The organism is Komagataeibacter saccharivorans, assembly GCF_004348195.1.
GTDB classification, from domain to species: Bacteria; Pseudomonadota; Alphaproteobacteria; order Acetobacterales; family Acetobacteraceae; genus Komagataeibacter; species Komagataeibacter saccharivorans.
Genome location: NZ_CP036404.1, coordinates 1,511,665 through 1,530,939, shown reverse-complemented (window position 1 = coordinate 1,530,939; position 19,275 = coordinate 1,511,665). Strand labels below are relative to the sequence as shown.

Annotated in this window: 16 protein-coding genes; 7 read left to right on the top strand and 9 right to left on the bottom strand. The window is 57.5% G+C overall.

What is annotated here, in order from left to right; all coding sequences use genetic code 11:
• Positions 1-26 precede the first annotated feature (26 nt).
• The 3 genes from KSAC_RS06970 to KSAC_RS06960 all read left to right on the top strand — a co-directional run bounded on the left by KSAC_RS06970 (position 27) and on the right by KSAC_RS06960 (position 3,867).
• Positions 27-1,616: a bifunctional aspartate transaminase/aspartate 4-decarboxylase gene (locus tag KSAC_RS06970; protein ID WP_102323050.1), complete on the top strand. Its 1,590-nt coding sequence runs from the start codon at positions 27-29 to the stop codon at positions 1,614-1,616.
• A 125-nt stretch (positions 1,617-1,741) separates the two neighbouring features.
• Positions 1,742-2,851: an asparaginase gene (locus KSAC_RS06965; protein ID WP_243705332.1), complete on the top strand. Its 1,110-nt coding sequence runs from the start codon at positions 1,742-1,744 to the stop codon at positions 2,849-2,851.
• Between the two features lie 8 nt (positions 2,852-2,859).
• Positions 2,860-3,867, top strand: a complete 1,008-nt coding sequence (locus KSAC_RS06960) for a hypothetical protein (protein ID WP_243705331.1) — start codon at positions 2,860-2,862, stop codon at positions 3,865-3,867.
• Positions 3,868-3,887: 20 nt separating this feature from the next.
• Here the strand turns inward: KSAC_RS06960 and KSAC_RS17820 are convergent, their stop codons facing one another.
• Entirely contained in the window at positions 3,888-3,998 is a 111-nt protein-coding gene (locus KSAC_RS17820) for an AbrB/MazE/SpoVT family DNA-binding domain-containing protein (protein WP_132304860.1), read from the bottom strand.
• A gap of 340 nt (positions 3,999-4,338) precedes the next feature.
• Here KSAC_RS17820 and KSAC_RS06950 point away from each other — a divergent pair, with 340 nt between their 5' ends.
• The gene (locus tag KSAC_RS06950; protein WP_132304858.1) at positions 4,339-5,193 is read left to right on the top strand and encodes a hypothetical protein; all 855 of its coding nucleotides are present in this window, start codon (positions 4,339-4,341) and stop codon (positions 5,191-5,193) included.
• A 231-nt stretch (positions 5,194-5,424) separates the two neighbouring features.
• On the opposite strand, the gene KSAC_RS06945 is transcribed toward KSAC_RS06950, so the two are convergent.
• Together KSAC_RS06945 and KSAC_RS06940 are read right to left on the bottom strand one after the other, a co-directional pair.
• Positions 5,425-5,985: a GNAT family N-acetyltransferase gene (locus KSAC_RS06945; protein WP_408884748.1), complete on the bottom strand. Its 561-nt coding sequence runs from the start codon at positions 5,983-5,985 to the stop codon at positions 5,425-5,427.
• A complete protein-coding gene (locus KSAC_RS06940; RefSeq protein WP_118962883.1) occupies positions 5,985-6,653 on the bottom strand; it encodes a glutathione S-transferase family protein in 669 nt (222 codons plus the stop codon). The genes KSAC_RS06945 and KSAC_RS06940 overlap by 1 nt, the downstream gene beginning before the upstream one ends.
• A 252-nt stretch (positions 6,654-6,905) precedes the next feature.
• Here KSAC_RS06940 and KSAC_RS06935 point away from each other — a divergent pair, with 252 nt between their 5' ends.
• Entirely contained in the window at positions 6,906-8,210 is a 1,305-nt protein-coding gene (locus tag KSAC_RS06935) for an MFS transporter (RefSeq protein WP_132304856.1), read from the top strand.
• 128 nt (positions 8,211-8,338) lie between these two features.
• On the opposite strand, the gene KSAC_RS06930 is transcribed toward KSAC_RS06935, so the two are convergent.
• Positions 8,339-9,709, bottom strand: a complete 1,371-nt coding sequence (locus KSAC_RS06930) for an NAD-dependent succinate-semialdehyde dehydrogenase (RefSeq protein WP_132304854.1) — start codon at positions 9,707-9,709, stop codon at positions 8,339-8,341.
• A gap of 485 nt (positions 9,710-10,194) precedes the next feature.
• Positions 10,195-10,299, bottom strand: coding sequence for a transposase (locus tag KSAC_RS17815; protein WP_132304852.1), 105 nt, complete (start codon positions 10,297-10,299; stop codon positions 10,195-10,197).
• Positions 10,300-10,666: 367 nt separating this feature from the next.
• Here KSAC_RS17815 and KSAC_RS06915 point away from each other — a divergent pair, with 367 nt between their 5' ends.
• Entirely contained in the window at positions 10,667-13,054 is a 2,388-nt protein-coding gene (locus tag KSAC_RS06915; RefSeq protein WP_132304850.1) for a TonB-dependent siderophore receptor, read from the top strand.
• A gap of 222 nt (positions 13,055-13,276) precedes the next feature.
• Here KSAC_RS06915 and KSAC_RS06910 read toward each other — a convergent pair whose 3' ends face one another.
• Positions 13,277-14,851 carry an RNA repair transcriptional activator RtcR family protein gene (locus KSAC_RS06910; RefSeq protein WP_132304848.1) on the bottom strand — a complete coding sequence of 525 codons (1,575 nt, stop codon included), beginning with the start codon at positions 14,849-14,851 and terminating at the stop codon, positions 13,277-13,279.
• A gap of 176 nt (positions 14,852-15,027) precedes the next feature.
• Here KSAC_RS06910 and KSAC_RS06905 point away from each other — a divergent pair, with 176 nt between their 5' ends.
• Positions 15,028-16,584, top strand: a complete 1,557-nt coding sequence (locus KSAC_RS06905) for a vWA domain-containing protein (protein WP_132304846.1) — start codon at positions 15,028-15,030, stop codon at positions 16,582-16,584.
• 196 nt (positions 16,585-16,780) lie between these two features.
• On the opposite strand, the gene KSAC_RS06900 is transcribed toward KSAC_RS06905, so the two are convergent.
• The 3 genes from KSAC_RS06900 to KSAC_RS06890 form a co-directional block, all read right to left on the bottom strand.
• A complete protein-coding gene (locus tag KSAC_RS06900; RefSeq protein ID WP_102323061.1) occupies positions 16,781-17,116 on the bottom strand; it encodes a hypothetical protein in 336 nt (111 codons plus the stop codon).
• A gap of 100 nt (positions 17,117-17,216) precedes the next feature.
• Entirely contained in the window at positions 17,217-18,011 is a 795-nt protein-coding gene (locus KSAC_RS06895; protein WP_132304844.1) for a family 1 encapsulin nanocompartment shell protein, read from the bottom strand.
• Between the two features lies 1 nt (position 18,012).
• Entirely contained in the window at positions 18,013-19,041 is a 1,029-nt protein-coding gene (locus tag KSAC_RS06890; protein WP_102323063.1) for a Dyp-type peroxidase, read from the bottom strand.
• Positions 19,042-19,275: the final 234 nt, after the last annotated feature.

Sequence of the window (19,275 nt, the reverse complement as noted above, 5' to 3'; positions counted from 1 at the left end):
CAATATCAACAACAGGGAGCCGTACAATGGCTATCGACTATTCCAGTTACCGTGATCTCAGCCCGTTTGAACTCAAGGATGAACTGATCCGCCTTGCATCGTCCCGGGCTGACCGGACCATGCTGAATGCCGGGCGGGGCAACCCCAATTTTCTTGCCACCCTGCCGCGCGCGGCCTTTTTCCTGCTGGGTCAGTTCGCCCTGTCGGAATCTCGGCTGTCAATGTCCTACCTGTCGCAGGGACTGGGCGGTACGGTGCGGGTCGAAGGGATCGAGGGCCGGTTTGACCGCTTCATCATGGATAACGCCAGCCACGAGGAAGCCACTCTGCTTGGTCGCGCCCTGAGTTACGTGCGTGACCAGATGGGCCTGCAGGCGGACCGTTTCCTGCTGGAAATGGTGGAGGGCATACTGGGCTGCTATTACCCCACACCGCCGCGCATGCTGGAATTGAGCGAAAAGGTCGTAGGCCAGTACGTGCTGCGTGAAATGGTGGGTGGCAGCGTGGGGCTGGACACGACTGATTTCTTCGCGACTGAAGGCGGCACGGCGGCCATGGCCTATGTGTTCAATTCGCTCAGGCAGAACGATCTGATCCGCAAGGGGGATAAGGTCGCCATCGGCATGCCGATCTTCTCGCCCTATATCGAGATCCCGCAACTGGCCGAATACGGGCTGGAAGTCGTGGCGGTACAGGCTGATCCGGCGTTGGACTGGCAGTATCCCGAAAGCGAGCTGGAAAAGCTGCGCGACCCGGCGGTGAAGATGTTCTTCTGCGTCAATCCCAGCAATCCACCATCAGTCAAGATGAACGATGCCTCGCTGGAAAAGATTGCCTCCATCGTGGCGGACCGCCCGGACCTCATGATCCTGACGGATGATGTGTATGGCACCTTTGCCGATGGGTTCCGCTCGCTTTATGCGACCTGTCCGCGCAATACGATCCTTGTCTATTCGTTCTCCAAGTATTTCGGTGCGACCGGCTGGCGTCTGGGTGTGATCGGCATGCACAGGGACAATGCGATCGACGCGCGTCTGGCCCGGCTTCCGGCTGATGCGAAGGCGGCGCTGGACAAACGCTATTCCAGCCTGACCACGGATGCCGCGACGCTGAAATTCATCGACCGTCTGGTGGCCGACAGCCGGGCTGTCGCCCTTAATCATACTGCGGGCCTGTCAACGCCGCAGCAGGTGCAGATGGTGCTGTTCTCGCTGTTTGCGCTGATGGATCATGAAGGACGTTACAAGGCGACGCTGAAAAGCGTCATCCACCGGCGTGAGGAAGCGCTGTACCGCGAACTGGGTGTCAGGCCGTCCGAGGATGCGAATGCGGTGGACTACTACACCCTCATCGATCTGCAGGACACATGTAGCGCGTTGTATGGTGAAGACTTCGCCAGATGGATGATCGAGCGCGCCAGCACGGGTGAGATCCTGTTCCGTATTGCCGATGAAACCGGCATCGTGCTGCTGCCGGGTGCGGGGTTTGGCGCAACGCGGCCTGCGGCGCGCGCGTCGCTCGCGAACCTGAACGAGTTCCAGTACGCCGCCATCGGTCGTGCCCTGCGCCATATGGTTGAAGAATACCACGCGCAGTTCACCGCGCAGCGGGGCTGAAGGTACTGGCCAGAAGCGTCATGGATGCTTCCGGCTGACCCTATTCTTCTGTTTTCTCGAACTTCCGGCCCCGGTGCGAAACGGACAGCATTTTCGCGCCGGGAAACCGATGGGATATTCACGCCATGTCTACCGCGCGTTGCGTTTCACGTCTGCTACCGCTGGCCCTTATGGCTGCGGGCATACTGTCTGTCATGTCTGTGCCTGCCTTTGCGGCCAACACCACCACACCTGCTATCGTAGCGCCCGCGACATTGCCGCGCGTGCTGGTGCTGGCCACCGGTGGCACCATTTCAGGCCGGGCCAGCGCGCGTTCAGCTATTGGGTATGACGCGGGTGCCGTGACCGGCGCAGAACTGATTGCAGGCGTGCCGGGCGTGGACAGGCTGGGGCGACTGCGGGTGGAACAGATTGCCAATATTCCATCCCAGAACATGAACAATGCGGTGTGGTTCCGGCTGGCTGAACGCATCCGGCAGGCTTTTGCCCATAACGAAGCCGATGCCGTCGTCATTACTCATGGCACTGATACCATGGAGGAAACGGCCTTCTTCCTTGATACCGTGCTGGACACTCCGCATCCGGTGGTCCTGACCGGGGCCATGCGGCCGGGTACGGCCATCAGTGCCGATGGTCCGGCCAATATGTATGAAGCAGTCAAGGTCGCTACCGCCCCGCAGGCTGCAGGGCGGGGTGTGCTGGTCGTCGTGGACGATGTGATTCATGCCGCCCGCTGGGTCAGCAAGACGCATACCACGGCGCTACAGACCTTCCTGTCCCGCAATGCCGGGCCGGTGGGCTTTGTCGATCCGGCATCGGTGCGTTTTGTCACCCCGGCACAGCAGTCCGGCCACCTTGGGCTGCCAGCCGATCACAAGCTGCCCCGTGTCGAGATCATATACGCCCATGCAGACATGGACGGACGACAGATTGACGATGCCATCAGGGCAGGGACGCGTGGTCTTGTGGTGGCGGGCATGGGCGATGGCAACGTGTCCGACGATGCCCTGTCCGCGCTGGACCGGGCGGTGAGGGCGGGGATTGTGGTGGTGCGTTCCACCCGCGTGGGGGATGGCTTCGTCAACCGCGATGTGGAGGTGGATGACGACCAGCATGGCCTTGTGGCCTCGCTCGACCTGAACCCGGCCAAGGCGCGCATCCTGCTCCAGTTGCTGCTGGCCGATGGTACAACCGCAGCGGCTGACATACAGCGGACCTTCGCGGCCGGTCACTGAGGGACGGCATGCACGCCAGATCGTCCACGACCATGTGTGGACTCAGGGCGGCCACCAGCCAGCGGGCACATGTCTGGATGGGTGGCCGGGTGTTTGCCTGCCTTATGGCGGGTATGGGAACAGCCCATGCGCAGCAATGGTATACCGGATCGCTCGTCTCGCCCTCGGGGGTGATGAGTCGGCCGGGCGCGCTGAATGTCGAACCCTATTATTCCTACAGTCAGCCACTGGGCACGTTTGACACGCAGGGGGCGGCTGGACCGGCAAGGCATCCGATGCAGCGCATGTTCGCCAATTCCACCCTGTGGAAATACGGCATCACGAAGGATTTCAGCGTCCAGATGCACACCGTCATCGATTACGGGTGGAAGAACGGGACGGACCATTCGCATGGTCCCAAATTCGGTGATTTTCCGGTCGATCTGATCTACTGCTTCGTCCGGCCTGACCCTGCGCGCTACATTCCCGCTTTCAACCTGTTTGCGGGCATGATCTTTCCCACGGGGGATTACAGTCACCTTGGCCACGCGCAGGATGGCATTGGCACGGGGGCGTATGTGTTCCGGGTGGCGCTGACGGAACAGTCTACCTACACCCTGCCGGGCAATCATGCCCTGCGGCTGCGTATGTGGAACTGGTTCCGTCGCGCCGTCAGTTCGGCCGCACTGCAGGATGTGACCAGCTATGGCACCACGCAGGGCTTTCGTGGCCGGGGACGGCCGGGTATGAGTGGAGAGGCTGGTTTTTCGCTGGAATACGGCATTACCCGCAAATGGGTGCTGGCGACCGATGTAGCCTATGACTGGGCCAACGGGTCGTACATCCACGGGCGCAACGCAGGCGGGCAGGTGGTGAACCGGGTTGGATCAGCCTCGGGCGACTGGCAGGTCGCGCCGGCGGTTGAATATAACTGGAATGCGCGATGGGGCGTGATTGCCGGGTCATCCTTCTATTATGCCGGGCATAACAAAAGCATTCAGGTCTCGCCCCAGCTTGCCATCAATGCGATTTTCTGACCCCCATTGCCTGCATTGCGTCAGGGGCTAAAAACAGCGCCCACAGTGTCGCCTTCCTGAAGGCCAGACTGTCTGGCGATGTGAGAAGGCATACGGATGGCAATGCTGCCATCCCACCTGAAAAGCGGCATGGCGGTCCTCCCCGCGGGGGCGGCAATGTCATGATCGGATGTTTGCACGAAAAAACCGTGCAGGCAGTAAATACATACGTTCCACGCCCGCTACTGACCGGGTATTCATCACGCTCTTTTCCTCGTGATGAATAAACAACAGGAAATTAACGTTCTCCTTACCGTTTCAATGTTCTTTGTTTATTTTAGCAGGTCTGCCTTTCTGCCAGCGTGGAAACCAGAGTGAATTATGACAACCGTAACGACAACCAGTCTTTCATGGTCAGCTTTGTGGTTTCAGGGGGCAGTTCCATCTGATGCCGATGATGGTCAGGGTCCACTCCAGCATGGCAGCGCAGTTGTGAGCGACACATCCGAAAGTTCAGGTGTGGTCGATGGTTCGGACCCTGACCAGGTTTCCCTGTCCAGCGAGGCGGCAGATTATCTGAACACGCAAGGCACGCAGATAGGCGGCTCCGCCGGTACCGGTACGATACAGAAGATTTACGATACCCTTGCGCAGGTCATAACCAGTTCTTCGACATCCGATGCGCAGAAATGGGCCGCATACGTGACCAGCGACGAAATGCGCTTTGAAATCGACGCCCATGGTGGCTCCGCCGAAAACGGTATTGAAACGGCTTTTGATCAGGAAACCGCAAATACATCCTTCATGCAGACAATCAATGCCGGCCTGCAGGACATAAGCAAACGAAACCTGACATATGATGACCAGCAGCCGGTTTCGATCCCGCTGGAAAGATCCCTTCTCTACCTGCAGCAGCGGGAAGAACAGGCGAATGAGGAGGAAATGTGGGGATCGTCCTCCCTCTCCATCAACATACAGGAAAATACGGTCCAGACGGCTTCAGGAACACAGACCGGTTTCACGCTCTCATCCAGTTTTTCCGGTGAAGAAAATGTCCTGCCGAGCAGTTCACTGCCAACATTGAACACTTCCGTCGCGACAGTGGACCGTTCCCAGCCCTACAACTTTACCCCGCAAGGGAACACGACGAGCATTGTCGGCCATTTTGACAACATGGATGGCATGAACGCGGAACTCGACAGGGAAATTGTTGATGAACTTTTTGCGTCGCCATCCAGCTCTGCATCATCTGCCAGCGGCACAAGCTCCATCAGTCAGGACAGCCTGAATACATCTGCTTCAGATAAGCAGGATACGGAAAACGGCAAAACGACACAGGCCACATAACACCCTGATGTGGATTGTTGATGGGAACCGCCGATGTGGGGAGGGCGGAAGCTTCCATTGCGATCTGACCTATGCCTCCATATGGCCGAAGAAATCTCGTCATGATGCTGGCGAGAGAAATTTTCCTAAAGTGCATCAGAAGCACACAGGCAGCAGTCGCCCTTGTATCTCGACCAACCAGCGTGCCCGTATAATGTTATTGTCAGGCTTTGCTTTGCATCCTTGTACAGATCAGAATGGATGGAAGCTTTCGAGATCCAGACGCATGACGCATCGGGTGCCTGCCGGAAAGCCATTTTCCATTTCCTCCCGTAACAGGAAGGCTAACCTGGCATTCAATGAGCTATCTGGCAGGCTTTCAAAGCCCATTCGGGCATAAAAAGGCGCATTCCAGGGAAGTTCTCGAAAAGTCGTAAGAGTCACGCTCTCCATCTGGTGCCCTTTTGCCCAGGTGCAGGCAGTGTGGAGCAGGGCTTTTCCAATTCCACGACCCTGTTCCTTCCTGAAAACCGACATCTCAAGAATATGAAGGTCCTTTTTGCAAATGCGGGCGCTAAGGAAGCCTGTCGGATGATCCTTTTCGTCTGTGGCAACCCAGCATGTTCCAGCCCTTATGCACGCAAGATGTGTTTCTTCTGGCAGGACAGCATCATCAGCGATCCAGCTTAATGGTGGTACCTGCCGGAAAAGTTGCGCGGCTGATCTTTCAATGCCTGGAAGGAAAGAGGCATCTTCAGCACATGCAGTGCGAATGACAAAAGCCATCTGTTTTTTCCTTTTGTGAGGAAACATTATCTCCCATCCTGCTCAGGCAGGTCCAGGGACATGGGCCAGTTGGCAAGCCCCTCGCGTCGATTGACCTCGATAAAGGAAGGTCTTTGCGTTACGCGCTCGATATAGGCACTGAGGTTGGGCCATGTTGTGGCCGGACGAGGCATGTTGCGTGCCCATCGCATTAGCATGATGGCCAGAAAATCTGCTGTACTGAGCCGGTCGCTGACCAGATGGGACTGGCTGGATGATAGTCGCCTGTCGAGATGATCCCACGCGGTTTCGATCCTTCGACGCGCAAGAGAACGGACAGCATCCGCCCCGATCGGCTCCCCATCCGTATCGGCATAAAACCAGTCGCGCATGGCAGGAAGCAGTGTGTTGGCAAGCTGGATCATGATTTCAAGCCAGGTTGCCCTGTCCGCAGAACCGGGAGCCGGCATCAATGCCGCCTCGGGATGGCGTTCGGCCAGAAGCATCAGCAGCGCGGCCGACTCACCATGCGCACTACCATCCACGACAAGGGTTGGCACCCGACCCGCCGGGTTTAGACGACGATATGCGGCGGTCTGCTGCCCGCCCGATGCAAGATCGACCAGAACCGTTTCGAACGGTGCACCGATCTCTATGAGCATCCAATGCACCGCCATGCTCGCCGTGCCTGGAGAATAGTATAGTCTGTATGACACCGTGCTCTATCCTTTGCCCAATGTAACAGGGGAGGGCGCTGAGGGTTATTTGCTTACCGGAAATACGCGAACGGTTTTGAATTCCCCACACCCGAGAGGGGCCTTCATCGGAGACGATAAAGATACCTCGGCATTATTCCTTAAAGCGGATATGGTAATTGACAATGGATTGATGGCGTCCGGCCCGGCTTGTCGTTTCATGGTCATATGATAGCGTACGGCCTGTCCTAAATTTTCAGGGAAAGCAGGATAATGGAGAACAGACAGGCGCTTTCCGTGAAAGAAAAGATGGCCTATGGGTGTGGTGATGCTGCCTCCAACATGATGTGGGGCATGACGTCATCCTATCTGATGTATTATTACACAGATATATACGGGCTGCCGCTGATTGCCGTATCGTGGATACTGCTGGTGGCGCGTGTTGTTGATGCCTTCTGCGATCCCGTTATCGGCTATGTTGTTGACCGTCTGGGCGGCCTGATCGTGCCGCGCCTGATCCGGGTCCTTGCCATTCCTTTTGGCATAACGGGCTTCGTGTGTTTTCTGGCCCTGCCGCTTTCGCCTGGGGGAAAGGTCCTGTGGGCGGGAGTGACCTATATTGTATTTGGTGCGATCTATTCATGCATCAACACGCCCTATGGTGCACTGGCCGTCATGATCAGCCGCTCCGCCACGCAGCGGGTTGGCCTGAATGCATTCCGCATGATGGGCTGTCAGGCCGGATCGCTGCTTGTGGCGCTGCTGACCATTCCCGCCATTACTTGGCTGGGTGGTGGCGAAAGTGCGGCGCAGCACCGGTATGGTATGGCCGTCTATGCGCTGGCGCTGTCGGTTCTGTGCAGTGTTTTATGGCTGTGCGTGGCGCGCGGCTGCACCGTGCGGCACCCGCCTGCGCCCGTGCGACAGGGCCTGACGGTAACGCTGCGCCATCTATGTGGAAACCGGCAGTGGGTGCTGAGCAACCTGCTCGCATTCTTCTATTTCGTGGGACAGGCGGCCCTGTTCGGATTTGCCCTGTATTATTCCAGGGTCGTTCTTGGTGGCACGGAGCAACTGGGCGCCAATATCATTACCTTCATCACCGTCCTGCTGTTTGCGGCCGTGCCTGCGTGCCTTCCGCTTGCCAGACGTCTGGGGACCGTCCGCAGCGGGATCATATGCCTGACCGCACAGGGAGCAGCCTATCTGGCAATGGCTGTGGCGGGTGCGTCCATGACAGGTTTTTTCCTGTCCGTAGCACTTCTGGCACTGGCTCAGGGCGTGATGTCCCCGCTGTATTACACCCTGCTGGCACAGGCTGTGGATGATGGTGATCCACGTACGTCGACCGGATCAGCGGGGCTGGCATATTCGATCAATACATGGGTTACGAAACTGGCGATGGGCCTGACCGGCTTCGTTCTGGCGCAGTTCCTGTCGCAGGGCCATTACGTTGAGAATGGAGTAACGCAGCCACCGGAACTGTCAGCGTGGATTACGGCGGGCTTTGTGTGGCTGCCGCTGGGGGCGGTGTGTATGCAGGTCTTCTGCCTTCTGGCATGGCCTGCCAAGGAATGAACATCCTGTCCGCGCTGTAATCGGATGGGCAAGGCATCTTGCCAGATTTCCGATGTTTCCCCCTGCGATTGCATACGCAGGGGGAGACATACGGCATATTACGGCATGCTGATCGCCTGACGGCCGGTCTATGCCGGAATATGCACCAGTTTCTTGTTGATGAATTCTTCTATGCCCAGCGAAGACAGTTCGCGGCCATAGCCCGAGTTCTTCACGCCACCAAATGGCAGGCCGGGCGCAGTCCAGGTCGAGCGGTTGATGAAGACCATGCCCGTTTCAATCTGCGCGGCCACACGCCTGCCGCGTTCGATATCGGTCGTGATGACGGACCCGCCAAGACCGTATGGAGAATCATTGGCCAGGTCGATGGCCGACTGTTCATCCGGCACCCGGAAAATCATGGCTACGGGTGCGAAGAACTCCTGATGGAAGGCCGGATTGTCCCTGTTGATATTATCAAGGATGGTCGCCTGCAGGAAATAGCCGGGTCGGTCAATGCGCCTGCCGCCGGTCACCACATGCGCACCGTGCGCCACGGCGGCTTCGATCTGGCCCAGCACCAGTTTCAGTGCGCTTTCACTACATAGCGGCCCGAGGGTGGTTTTTTCATCCATCGGGTCGCCTGGTACCAGGTTTTCCAATGCTGCCTTGAACCGCGCGGTAAAGGCATCGGCAATTTTTTCATGCACGATAAACCGTTTCGCTGCGACACAGCACTGCCCGGTATTGTTCATCCGGCCCCAGACCGCCCATTTGACCGCGACATCCAGATCGGCGTCATCCAGCACGATAAAGGCGTCGCTGCCGCCAAGTTCCATGGTGTTCTTCTTCAGCGCGCTTCCCGCTTCCGCCGCCACGGCCTTGCCTGCGCGTTCACTGCCGGTCAGCGCCACACCGCGCACGCGCGGGTCGGCCACGACGGTTGCCGACTGTTCATTAGTAATGAATACGTTTGAATATGTCCCCTCGGGCGCACCTGCATCGGCAAACAGTTCCTCAAACATGACCGCACATTGCGGCACGCCGGGAGCATGCTTAACGATCAGTACATTGCCCGCCATGAGGTTCGGCCCGGCAACGCGGGCAAGCTGGTAATACGGGAAATTCCACGGTTCGATACAGAATACGATGCCAATGGGCTGACTGAGGACCGTGGCCTTGCCATCATCCACTTTCAGGTCAACGGGAGCGAGGAATTTCTCAGCATTGTCGGCATAATAATCAAGGATATCGGCGCTCAGATCCACTTCGGCCTGTGCCTCGCGGAACAGCTTGCCCATTTCCACGGTAATGGGGGTTGCGAAGGCATCGCGGTTATGGCGCATGATTTCAGCGGCTTTATGCAGGATCGCGGCACGCTGGGCATAGGTTTTGCGACGCCAGTTGTTTTTGTAGGTATTGTCTGCCTTGGCGACAATACTGGCAAGTTGGGCATCCGAATGCAGGTCGAATGTCTTGAGTGTTTCTTCCGTGTACGGATTTATGGACTGGTACAGCATGGTGAACAGTGGCCTCCCATTTATTGTGTCAGCCAGCTATCAGCCACCCCGACGTTCAGGGCATGATCGGCCCGCAGGCATGTGATGGTGTATCGGGATGGTGGGCTATCGGCTGTGTTTGTCTATATACGGATATATATAGACACTGACGCATGACAAAGGGATTCCCGCTCAAGATCGCGTGAAAACCCCTTTTCTGACAGTCTGTTATGCGCTGCTTTCCGGGCTTGTGCCTCATCGGGATCGCCATTGCGACGCAGCCGGGACCATTGATATTGCCTGTGCGCGACGTCACGCAGGGCGGTCTGACCATCACACACGGCATGAAGCTTTGAGTTCAGTCCGCCTTTTGTGCGTCCGATATGGCCGGGAAAAGCCCCTTTTCAAGCAGGGACGCCGCAGGCCTGTGCGCTTTGAGGTGTGTCGCATCAATCATCAGACGCGCCGAACGACCAGCCTGTTCTGTCAGCGTGACGAAGACCCGGTCAAAAGATACCCAGACGGCTCCACCGGATAAAACGGTTATATAAAGTCTTGCGAGGGCCATATTCTTTCGGGGCATCTTTCCACTGAAGGTCGTTACGGATCATATAAGATCTCGCTCAGAACCCGCCGGTCATTCACCCGCAGCACGCCATGCGCCAGAGGAAAATACGGCGTAATCCCCTCCATCAGGCTCACGGATAGCAAGAACATATCACTCGCAGGCCCATCCTCCCCGGATGCCTGTGGATCACGGAACACAGATCAATTCAACAAAATCAATAGGTCCTTATCCCGACGTTTTCCGCATTGATCAGCAGCCACTCATACCAACTGTATTATTCTGGCAACACATTGTGACTATATCCACTCATACATATGTCTAGGTATGGATATATATAGACAAGCCTGTCTCCGGGATGAAAAAAGAGCGCGTCTTATGTTCTTTGTTCATATCTCGGATGCACCAGATCTATGCAGCGTCGTTTCCATACCTTTTTCCTCACTGGCACATCTGGTGCCTTTCTGCTGACCACTACGGCGCTGGCCGCACCGTCCGTTTCCGCGCAGTTGGACAAGACAGGCAAGCCCGTTGCCGTAAAGACGACATCCGGTGGTACATCGGCCACCGGGGCGCAGGCTACTAAAACACCGCCTGCCGGAACACCGTCTACAGCCGCTCCCATCGCCGGGATACTGGATGGTTCCAATGGTGAAACGGTAACCGTCTATGGCCACCACGCGGCAGACGGTACTGGTGCCAAATATATGAACAAGACCGTGTATCTGGGGCCGCTGGGCAACCGCGATACGCTGGATACGCCGTATTCCGTCATGGGCGTCACGCATGACGTGGTGGTGAACCAGCAACTGCGTAACATCAATGATATGGCGCAGTACCTGCCGTCAGTACAGCTGGAAATCCGCGGTGACCCCAATACGTCACGCCCGCAGTCCCGTGGGTTTGAGGCCGATGTCATCTCCAATTCCCGCCTTGATGGGCTGAACGTGGTTTCCACCACGCCTTATCCGGCGGAATGGGTTGATAACCTTCAGGTTCTCAATGGTCTGGCCGGGGCGATGTATGGACCCGAAAATCCGGCGGGTGTCTTTGAATACACACTCAAGCGCCCGACCAACCGGCGTACCGAACGGCTTTCGGTTGGCGTGGATTCCATCGGCACGCCTACGGTCAATGGCGATATTTCGGGCCGGATCGGTCGCAATGGCTGGTTTGGCTACCGCCTGAACATGCTGCACGCCAATGGTTCAGCTTACGCGCCCGGAAGCTGGATACGGCGTGAGATGGTCAGCGCCGATTTCGATATCCATATCGATTCCAAGACGGTTATCGAACTTGATGCCAGCCATTATACATATGACGAACGTGGCATGGCCCCCGGCTTTGGTATTTCCGCTGGCACGGCTGCCAATCCCACCGGCATTGGCGGGCAGTTGCCCGAAGCCCCGGATCTGGGTCGGCGCATGGCGCCTGACTGGAGCGGGTACAATATGGAAACCAATACCTTCCTGGCCAAGATCAAGCACCAGATCAACAAGGACTGGAGCTTTACGCTGGGCGGACTGTATCAGGACGCCATGCGCCAGTCCTTCGGGATCAGCGATACGTTGAGCGCAACCCAGGGGTATGAAGGTTTCTACAGCTCAAAAGCTACCGCTACCACCACGGCGGATGATTTCCGCGTTGGCAGTAACATGGCGTATTTCAACGGTCGGGTTCATACCGGCCCCCTCACGCATGATCTTGTTATCGGCACCAACGGCTACATGATGGGCAATTATAATCCCACAACTGCGCTGACACCGGCGCAGAGCCTTGGAACATACAATATGTATGGGGCAGCGCCCACCAACGGTACGCAGCCTTATTACAGTGGCCGTTATAAATCGAGCAGTATTACCAGCCAGTCCTTTATCGTGGGTGACACGATGCGGATCAACAAGCACTGGTCGGTCATGGGTACGCTGGCATGGAGCTGGATCGACCAGAAGGGCGCGCTCAATGCCACGAGCCCGCTCAAGAGAACCTTCCAGGCCAACGCGACGTTCAGCCCGACCGCCAGCATCATGTACAAGCCTACCCAGAACCAGACCCTGTATTTCACATATGGGCGGTCGGCTGAAGCAGGCCCGGTCACACCAAACAGCAAATACTATACCAACACCAACATTGCGCTGCCTGTTGCCCATTCGGAAGAATACGAAGTTGGCTATAAACTGCGGTATCAGAAAATGCAGTTCAACGTGGCCGGGTTCCGCATGACCTCGCCTTACGCAATGTATATTCCGGCGGCGAATGGCACCTGTTCAGGCGGCACGACCTGCCAGACCTATGAATATGGCGGAACGCAGCGCAACTATGGTGTGGAAGCCCAGATTTCGGGCGAGGTGCTGCCCAACCTGTCCGTTCTGGCCGGCATGACCTGGCTGGATGCGGAACTGGTCAACAGCAGGACTGCCGCCTACAACAACAAGGAAATTGTGGGGGCGGCGCCGTTGCAGGCCAACGTGCTTCTGGATTATCGCCTTCCGGCATCAATGGGCGCCTTCGCCTCGGGCTGGGCGTTCAATGCCAGTGTTCATTACATGGGCAATCGTGCGGCGAACATCACCAACACGTTGCATACCGGTTCTTACACCACGCTGGATCTGGGTACGCGCTACGCCTTCCATGTTGCCAGGTTCCCGTGGGTTGCACGCTTTGGCGTAAGCAACGCCACGAACGAACGCTACTGGGCATCTGTCTATACCGGTGCGCCCAGCGGCACGTCCGGCGCGGCCTCGACCCTGTATGCGGGACTGCCGCGCGTCTATCACTTCACGCTCTCGCTAGAGTTCTGATTTGATTATGGGGGGAGGGATGACAGGCGGAAGGTCTGTCAATCTGTTGGATTGAAGGACGCAGCGTAATTCACAGGCACTCGTGGAAGATGTGTCTGTGAATGAATGTGTTTTGGATGTTTAAGAGCCAGATGGAAGGGCATACGGTATTTTCGTCTGGCTCGCGGAGTGCTGCACCGGCCCCCCAACCGGAACAGTGACGGGGTGTACGGTGCTGGCATCTCAGGTGCCGCTCGATACCATCTCCCAGTTCAGGCCAAAACGGCCAAGATATTTGCGCAAGCGGTCAGCGTCGTTCTGGCTGGTCTTTTCCTTCCGCGAGAGGGCAAACAGTCGCCGCCCTGCCGCGGATAGCGATGATGACTCCCGGCACGCCCGCACCACAGCAGCCAGTTGCGCCCGGTCGAACTCGTCCACATTGGTCGGGTCGGGCATTACTTCAGCCAGTAATGCCATGTCACCATCCCGCCGCATCGCAGCCCACTGATGCGTCAGCGCCAGGATTTCCGCCTCGACCATAGGCAGGGTTATGCGCCCGCGTTCCGCAAGGGTGCAGAGCCTGCGGGCTGAAGCCGACAGATCCCGGTAATTGCCCGACCATGGCATGGCCGGGTCACGGGCAAAGCGCAGATAGCGTGCCCTGGCATCCACATTGAAGCCGATTTTGCACCCCAGACTTCGCTCTGCTTTTTCCAGTTCATATGCCAGTTCGACTTCCATATCCTCCCGCCGTTCACGTAGCGGTGGAAGATGGAATACCCATAACGCCAGTCGCGCCAGCAGATCAGGGCGCAAGATACCCTGCTGCGACAGTACGGACAGGTCCCGGCTGGTTGTGGCGATCAGATGAAAACGGCAACTCTGCGCGGTATCAGACCCCACCGGATAGTAACTGCCGCGTTCCAGCGCATCGAGCAGAAGTGCCTGCTCGGCGTGGGGTAGCAGATCAATGTCATCAAGGAACAGCACTCCACCCTCTGCCTCGCTCAGGAAGCCTGCCCGCTCGGTGCCCGCAAGCCCCACGACATTGCGCCGCTGGCCAAACAGGGCGGCCATGGCATGCTGCCCCTGCAGTCCAGCGCAGTTTACATGGACCAGACGCCCCTTTACCCGGCGGCGCTGCAGTTTCAGTTCATGGATGCGCTGCGCCAGCGTGGTTTTGCCAACGCCAGCTTCCCCCACCAGCAGGATCGGTTCATCCGAACGGGTCACGACCTGCTCCAGCCGTTCTATTACGTTATGGAAGGCGGCATTTCTGGTCGGGATACCGCCACGCAGCATGTAGGAATGCTCACGCGCCGCCGTCTCGAAGCGGCGTTGCAGTGCATTGTAGCGGGCGAGATCAAGATCAATGATGTCAATCGTGCCGTCGGGTGCAGCCTTTCCCTCTGGTGGGCCACTCTGCAGCAGGCGGGCGGGGATGTGACGGCTTTCCGTCAGCAAAAACCAGCAGATCTGGGCGACATGCGTGCCAGTTGTCAGGTGGACGTAATAGTGCTCCCGATCCTCGTCAAAGCCGTAGGATTCCGCAAAATCATACAGCTTTCCGTAAACTTCCTGAAAATCCCATGGATTTTTCAGTTCCATGTCCACCAGCCGAACCTCGGTCCGGGGTGATAGTGCCGTGATATCGCGCGCCACCTTTTCGGCCAATCGCAGATTAAGGTGGTCATGGAGCAGTTCCAGCCGATCAACAGGAAAATCGGGGTGGGCACAGATCTGCACCGACGGTCGCCACGAGCGGCGACGCCCCTGGTCAAGGATGGTGCCGAGGAAGCCAATGACAACATTACGCATGGGTTTATATAATATGATAAAAGGATATAAATCCATATAATACTGATCGATGAAGCCGTGACGAAACGCGCATAATGATGTTTTATAACAACGACTTATAATGAAATGTCGTTTTTCTTTTTTTTTCACGTTCGCATCCGGCAGAAAAGGGGGGTAACGAAGAAAGGAACAGAGTCATGGCAAACCGGTCCGTGTTTGCATCGCTGCGGGACATGTTCATGCCGCGGACCAATGCGCGTAATGCGGCAGGTGCGCCCGCCTATGATCTCGTTCCGGCGCACAGGCTCGCCCAGCTTGCCATGACAGGGACCTTTGGTGGGGGCTTTTATCAGGACGCACAGGAACAGATGCGCATTCTGGTTGAACTTGCCGAAACAGTAAGCCCGGATTTCCTTGCCCGCGCCGCCATCCACGTTCAGGAAAGGGGACATATGAAGGATACGCCGGCCCTGCTGCTGGCTGTTCTGTCCAGACGCGACCCGGTGCTGTTTGCCCGTGCGTTCCCGAAGGTGGTGCGATCCGGCCGGATGCTGCGTACCTTTGTGCAGATCATGCGTTCCGGTCAGACCGGGCGTAAATCCCTGGGGTCCCGTCCCAAGGCCATGATGCGGGACTGGCTGAATGGTGCCACTGACGAGCAGCTTCTGGCGGCCTCGGTAGGGAACGCTCCGTCATTGGCCGATATCATCCGTATGGTCCATCCACGTCCGGGTAACCCGCAACGTGAGGCCTTCTACGCATGGCTGATTGGCAAACCTGCCGATCCATCAGCCCTGCCTTCCGTGGTGCAGGATCTGCTGGCCTTCCGTTCCGGCATATCAGATCGGGTGCCCGCCGTGCCGTTCCAGTTGCTGGACAGTCTGACGCTCTCGTCCCGGCAGTGGGGCACGGTTGCCCTTACGGCTTCATGGCAGACCCTGCGGCAGGGGCTGAACATGCTGACCCGTAACGGTGCCTTTGACGATCCGATGGTCGTGGACCATGTGGCGGCGGTGTTGCGCGATCCCGAACGGATCAGGATGGCGAAAGCCATGCCCTATCAGTTGCTCGCTACCCTTCAGGCACTGGGGCCGGAGGTGCCTGCGGCCCTGAGGGAGGCCCTGCATGACACGATGGAACGCGCGGTAGGCAATGTACCCCATCTGGGCGGGTGTGTGGTGATATGCCCTGATGTATCAGTTTCCATGCGCGCGCCCGTTACGGGTTACAGGCGTGGTGCCACTACGGCGGTGCAGTGCATTGATGTCGCGGCTCTCGTAGCGGCGGCGATCAAGCGCGGCAACCCTTCCGCCCGTATCCTGCCCTTTGATGAGCGGGTGTTCGATATCGCCCTGGAGCCCCGTGATACGATCCTGACCAACGCCCGCCGTCTTGCCAAACTGGGCGGAGGGGGCACGGATTGCGCGGCCCCGCTGGCATGGCTCAATGCCCGGTACGAGACGGTGGACCTTGTTGTATTCGTCTCGGACAATGAGTCATGGGGAGGCGCATATCCTGATGAAACACCCACGGGCATGATGCGGGAGTGGACAAGACTGAAAGCCCGCAATCCTGCGGCGCGTCTGGTCTGCATCGACATCCAGCCCTATGGCACCACACAGGCGAGCGAACGGAAGGATATATTGAATATTGGCGGTTTTTCAGATATGATCTTTGAACAGATGGCCCAATTCATGTCGGGCCAAATGGAAGCAGCACATTGGGTAGGGCAGATCATGGCCCAGCCATTGTAAAAAAGACCGGCGAATGCCGGGGGGACTACAGTCACAAGGCCACTCCTACGGGAACCCTTCCCTCTTCGTCTCCCCATCCCCTTGTCGCCGGAACTTTTTCATCCCCTTTGATTACAGGGGGGCAGTCCTTTGGCACCTTTGGCGTACGGGCTTAAGTGACACTCCGGCGTGTCCGCAGGTAGTAACGGGGTATCTGTTATTCCTGATCTTTAAGGGCCTTTTCTTCTTCCTGCCGGGTGGCAAACGGTACTTCCTGCTTGTCATCGAGTTCGTTCATGCTGCCACCGGAATTGCCGAGGTTTTCTTCCAGCCATGCCTGTTCGACCGGCTGACCGTTCGGGTCCAGCGGGACAGGGGAGTCGACCGGTATCTGTCCGGCATCAGGATTGAGTTCCATCCCGATCAGTTCTGATGCTGATTCCTTGTACGCATCTGGCCCACAGGCGGGCTTTCCGTCGGCAGCCCACATTTCCCTGGCCTTTGCGGCAATGCGGGCTTCTGTTTTGGCGGAGGTTTCCAGCGGGTTTTCCATTTGTATCCTCGCAAATCTACAGGGGGCCTGTCGTAAGCAAAAAAGCTGTCCGACAGGCCGGAATCAACAGGTGGTACAGATCAGAAGGCGGTTGCCCTTCCTATTCCACGGCGACAGCAGCTTCGCTTGTCAGCATACGGAACGTAAAGCTCTCCTGCAGATAAAGTTCTACCGTTTCAGCAGTATGCCCCAGATAACCGATTGAAAAATCCTGCCCGATATCAAGGGCAAGATCGCCACCACGCATGGAGACCACGAAAGCCCCTTCAATGGCGGGCGCCCAGATCAGTTTGCCGTCGATCAGGCTTTCGATGTGCTTGCGAACGGGATAACCGTCGTCATCCCCGCCGCTGACAGCCTGATAGGCCTGCGCGCCCAGGACAATGGAATAGGGGCCATTGACACCGGCAAGGCGCAGGGCATTCAGCGCATCGGCAATGATGTGCGGGTAATCCTTTGCCGATGCAGGAAGTTTCAGGCGCGCGTTTGATGTCGCCTGACGGATGCCCGAAATGCCGGCCGCAGCGTATCCGTTGAAAATGGCCCTGTCTTCGGCAAAGGCGATTTTCTGCGCCGCATCCTTGACCGGCTGCCAGTCGGAATCGAGGGAGCCGCGTTCCACCGCGTCGATTTCGTCACGTGACAGGGTAAAGGGGACACGCAGTTCCACCAGCGGCAGGACCTCGCGCTGCAATGCCCGCACGCCCTCATCCAGCGCCGCAATCTGTTTGCCGCGCCCCGTGCCGATACCGGCAAGGGTCGTGCCCTTCGGCTCCGATGTGTCAACAACACGACGTCCGGCCAGATGGCGGCGGATGGTGCGCGTGGCTTCTTCCTCTATCTCGGACCATGCCGCGCTGGAAATGGGGGCGAGATGTCTGTGCAGATTATTCATGTCAGATTTCCTCTTTCAATGATCCGATTCCAAGGGAACCGCCATGGGGCAGGGATGTGTCTGGCGGGGTGGTGGGTTCGGGCGAAGCGTCCGGTTCGTCCGTATTCCTGTCCGGCGCGCTATCGAGAAAGTCGCTTGCGGGAATGAAAAACAGCGTTCCGGTAACCGCCGTGCTGACATCCAGAATCCTGTCGTAATTGCCCGGCGGTTTTCCAACGAACATGTTCTGCAGCATCTGTTCCGTTCGCGCGGGGGAGCACGCATACCCGATGAAGTATGTGCCGAATTCCCCCTTGCCAATCTCGCCAAACGGCATGTTGTCGCGCAGGATCTGTAGCTGCTGCCCGTTTTCCTCAATATTGGTCAATACGTTATGGGCATAGCTGGGCTTGGCTTCATCCGCCAGTTCTATGTCCGATACTTTCCTGCGGCCGATGATGTGTTCCTGCACCTCGGTCGGGATGGCATCCCATTTTTTCAGGTCATGCAGGTATTTCTGCACGATGACATAACTGCCGCCCGCAAAGGTGGGATCTTCATCCGCGATTATTGTTGAATCAAGTGCAGCCTGCCCGGACGGATTTTCGGTCCCATCGACGAAACCGAGCAGATCGCGTTCGTCGAAATACTTGAAGCCATGCACCTCATCCGCCACCGTCGCGGCACCTTCCAGCCGGGATACGATTGCGGTGGCCAGTTCAAAGCACAGATCCATCCGTGTGGCGCGGATATGGAACAGCAGGTCGCCCGGTGTGGCGGGGGCATGATGCACGCCGTTTATTTCCATGAACGGATGCAGGTCTTTCGGGCGCGGCAGACCGAACAGCCGGTCCCACGCATCCGATCCAATGCCCGTAACGCAGCTTAACCGGCCATCGGGAATCCTGAACCCCACACCCCGCACGAGGGAGGAGAGATCCCCCAGCAGGTTTCGTATCTGGATATTGGTCGATGTGTCCCCGTTCAGGGTCATGACGAGGAATACCGCCGCCTGGGTCAGCTTCGTATCAACGGGTTGAGGTATGGCCAACGGACTGAAACTCCCTGCGGTGACGCACACATGACGATAATGGATTGCCAGCATAGGCTTATGGCAGATTGTGACAAGACGCGGCGCAAGGTAAAATAACCAGATCAATCACAAAAAGATCATCGTTATAACTTTAATGCATAATCGTATGACTGACAGTTCTGGATGGCCTGCTATCCGACTGCCTCAACCCGCCCATTTCCCATGCAGGAACGAGCGCATGCCGGAGGCTGT

Bases quoted from the DNA above. Each gene is read 5' to 3' on its own strand.
- KSAC_RS06970 (WP_102323050.1), top strand. From the start codon at position 27: ATGGCTATCGACTATTCCAGTTACCGTGATCTCAGCCCGTTTGAACTC.
- KSAC_RS06965 (WP_243705332.1), top strand. From the start codon at position 1,742: ATGTCTACCGCGCGTTGCGTTTCACGTCTGCTACCGCTGGCCCTTATG.
- KSAC_RS06960 (WP_243705331.1), top strand. From the start codon at position 2,860: ATGCACGCCAGATCGTCCACGACCATGTGTGGACTCAGGGCGGCCACC.
- KSAC_RS17820 (WP_132304860.1), bottom strand. From the start codon at position 3,998: ATGCCGCTTTTCAGGTGGGATGGCAGCATTGCCATCCGTATGCCTTCT.
- KSAC_RS06945 (WP_408884748.1), bottom strand. From the start codon at position 5,985: ATGTTTCCTCACAAAAGGAAAAAACAGATGGCTTTTGTCATTCGCACT.
- KSAC_RS06935 (WP_132304856.1), top strand. From the start codon at position 6,906: ATGGAGAACAGACAGGCGCTTTCCGTGAAAGAAAAGATGGCCTATGGG.
- KSAC_RS06930 (WP_132304854.1), bottom strand. From the start codon at position 9,709: ATGCTGTACCAGTCCATAAATCCGTACACGGAAGAAACACTCAAGACA.
- KSAC_RS17815 (WP_132304852.1), bottom strand. From the start codon at position 10,299: ATGATCCGTAACGACCTTCAGTGGAAAGATGCCCCGAAAGAATATGGC.
- KSAC_RS06915 (WP_132304850.1), top strand. From the start codon at position 10,667: ATGCAGCGTCGTTTCCATACCTTTTTCCTCACTGGCACATCTGGTGCC.
- KSAC_RS06910 (WP_132304848.1), bottom strand. From the start codon at position 14,851: ATGCGTAATGTTGTCATTGGCTTCCTCGGCACCATCCTTGACCAGGGG.
- KSAC_RS06905 (WP_132304846.1), top strand. From the start codon at position 15,028: ATGGCAAACCGGTCCGTGTTTGCATCGCTGCGGGACATGTTCATGCCG.
- KSAC_RS06900 (WP_102323061.1), bottom strand. From the start codon at position 17,116: ATGGAAAACCCGCTGGAAACCTCCGCCAAAACAGAAGCCCGCATTGCC.
- KSAC_RS06895 (WP_132304844.1), bottom strand. From the start codon at position 18,011: ATGAATAATCTGCACAGACATCTCGCCCCCATTTCCAGCGCGGCATGG.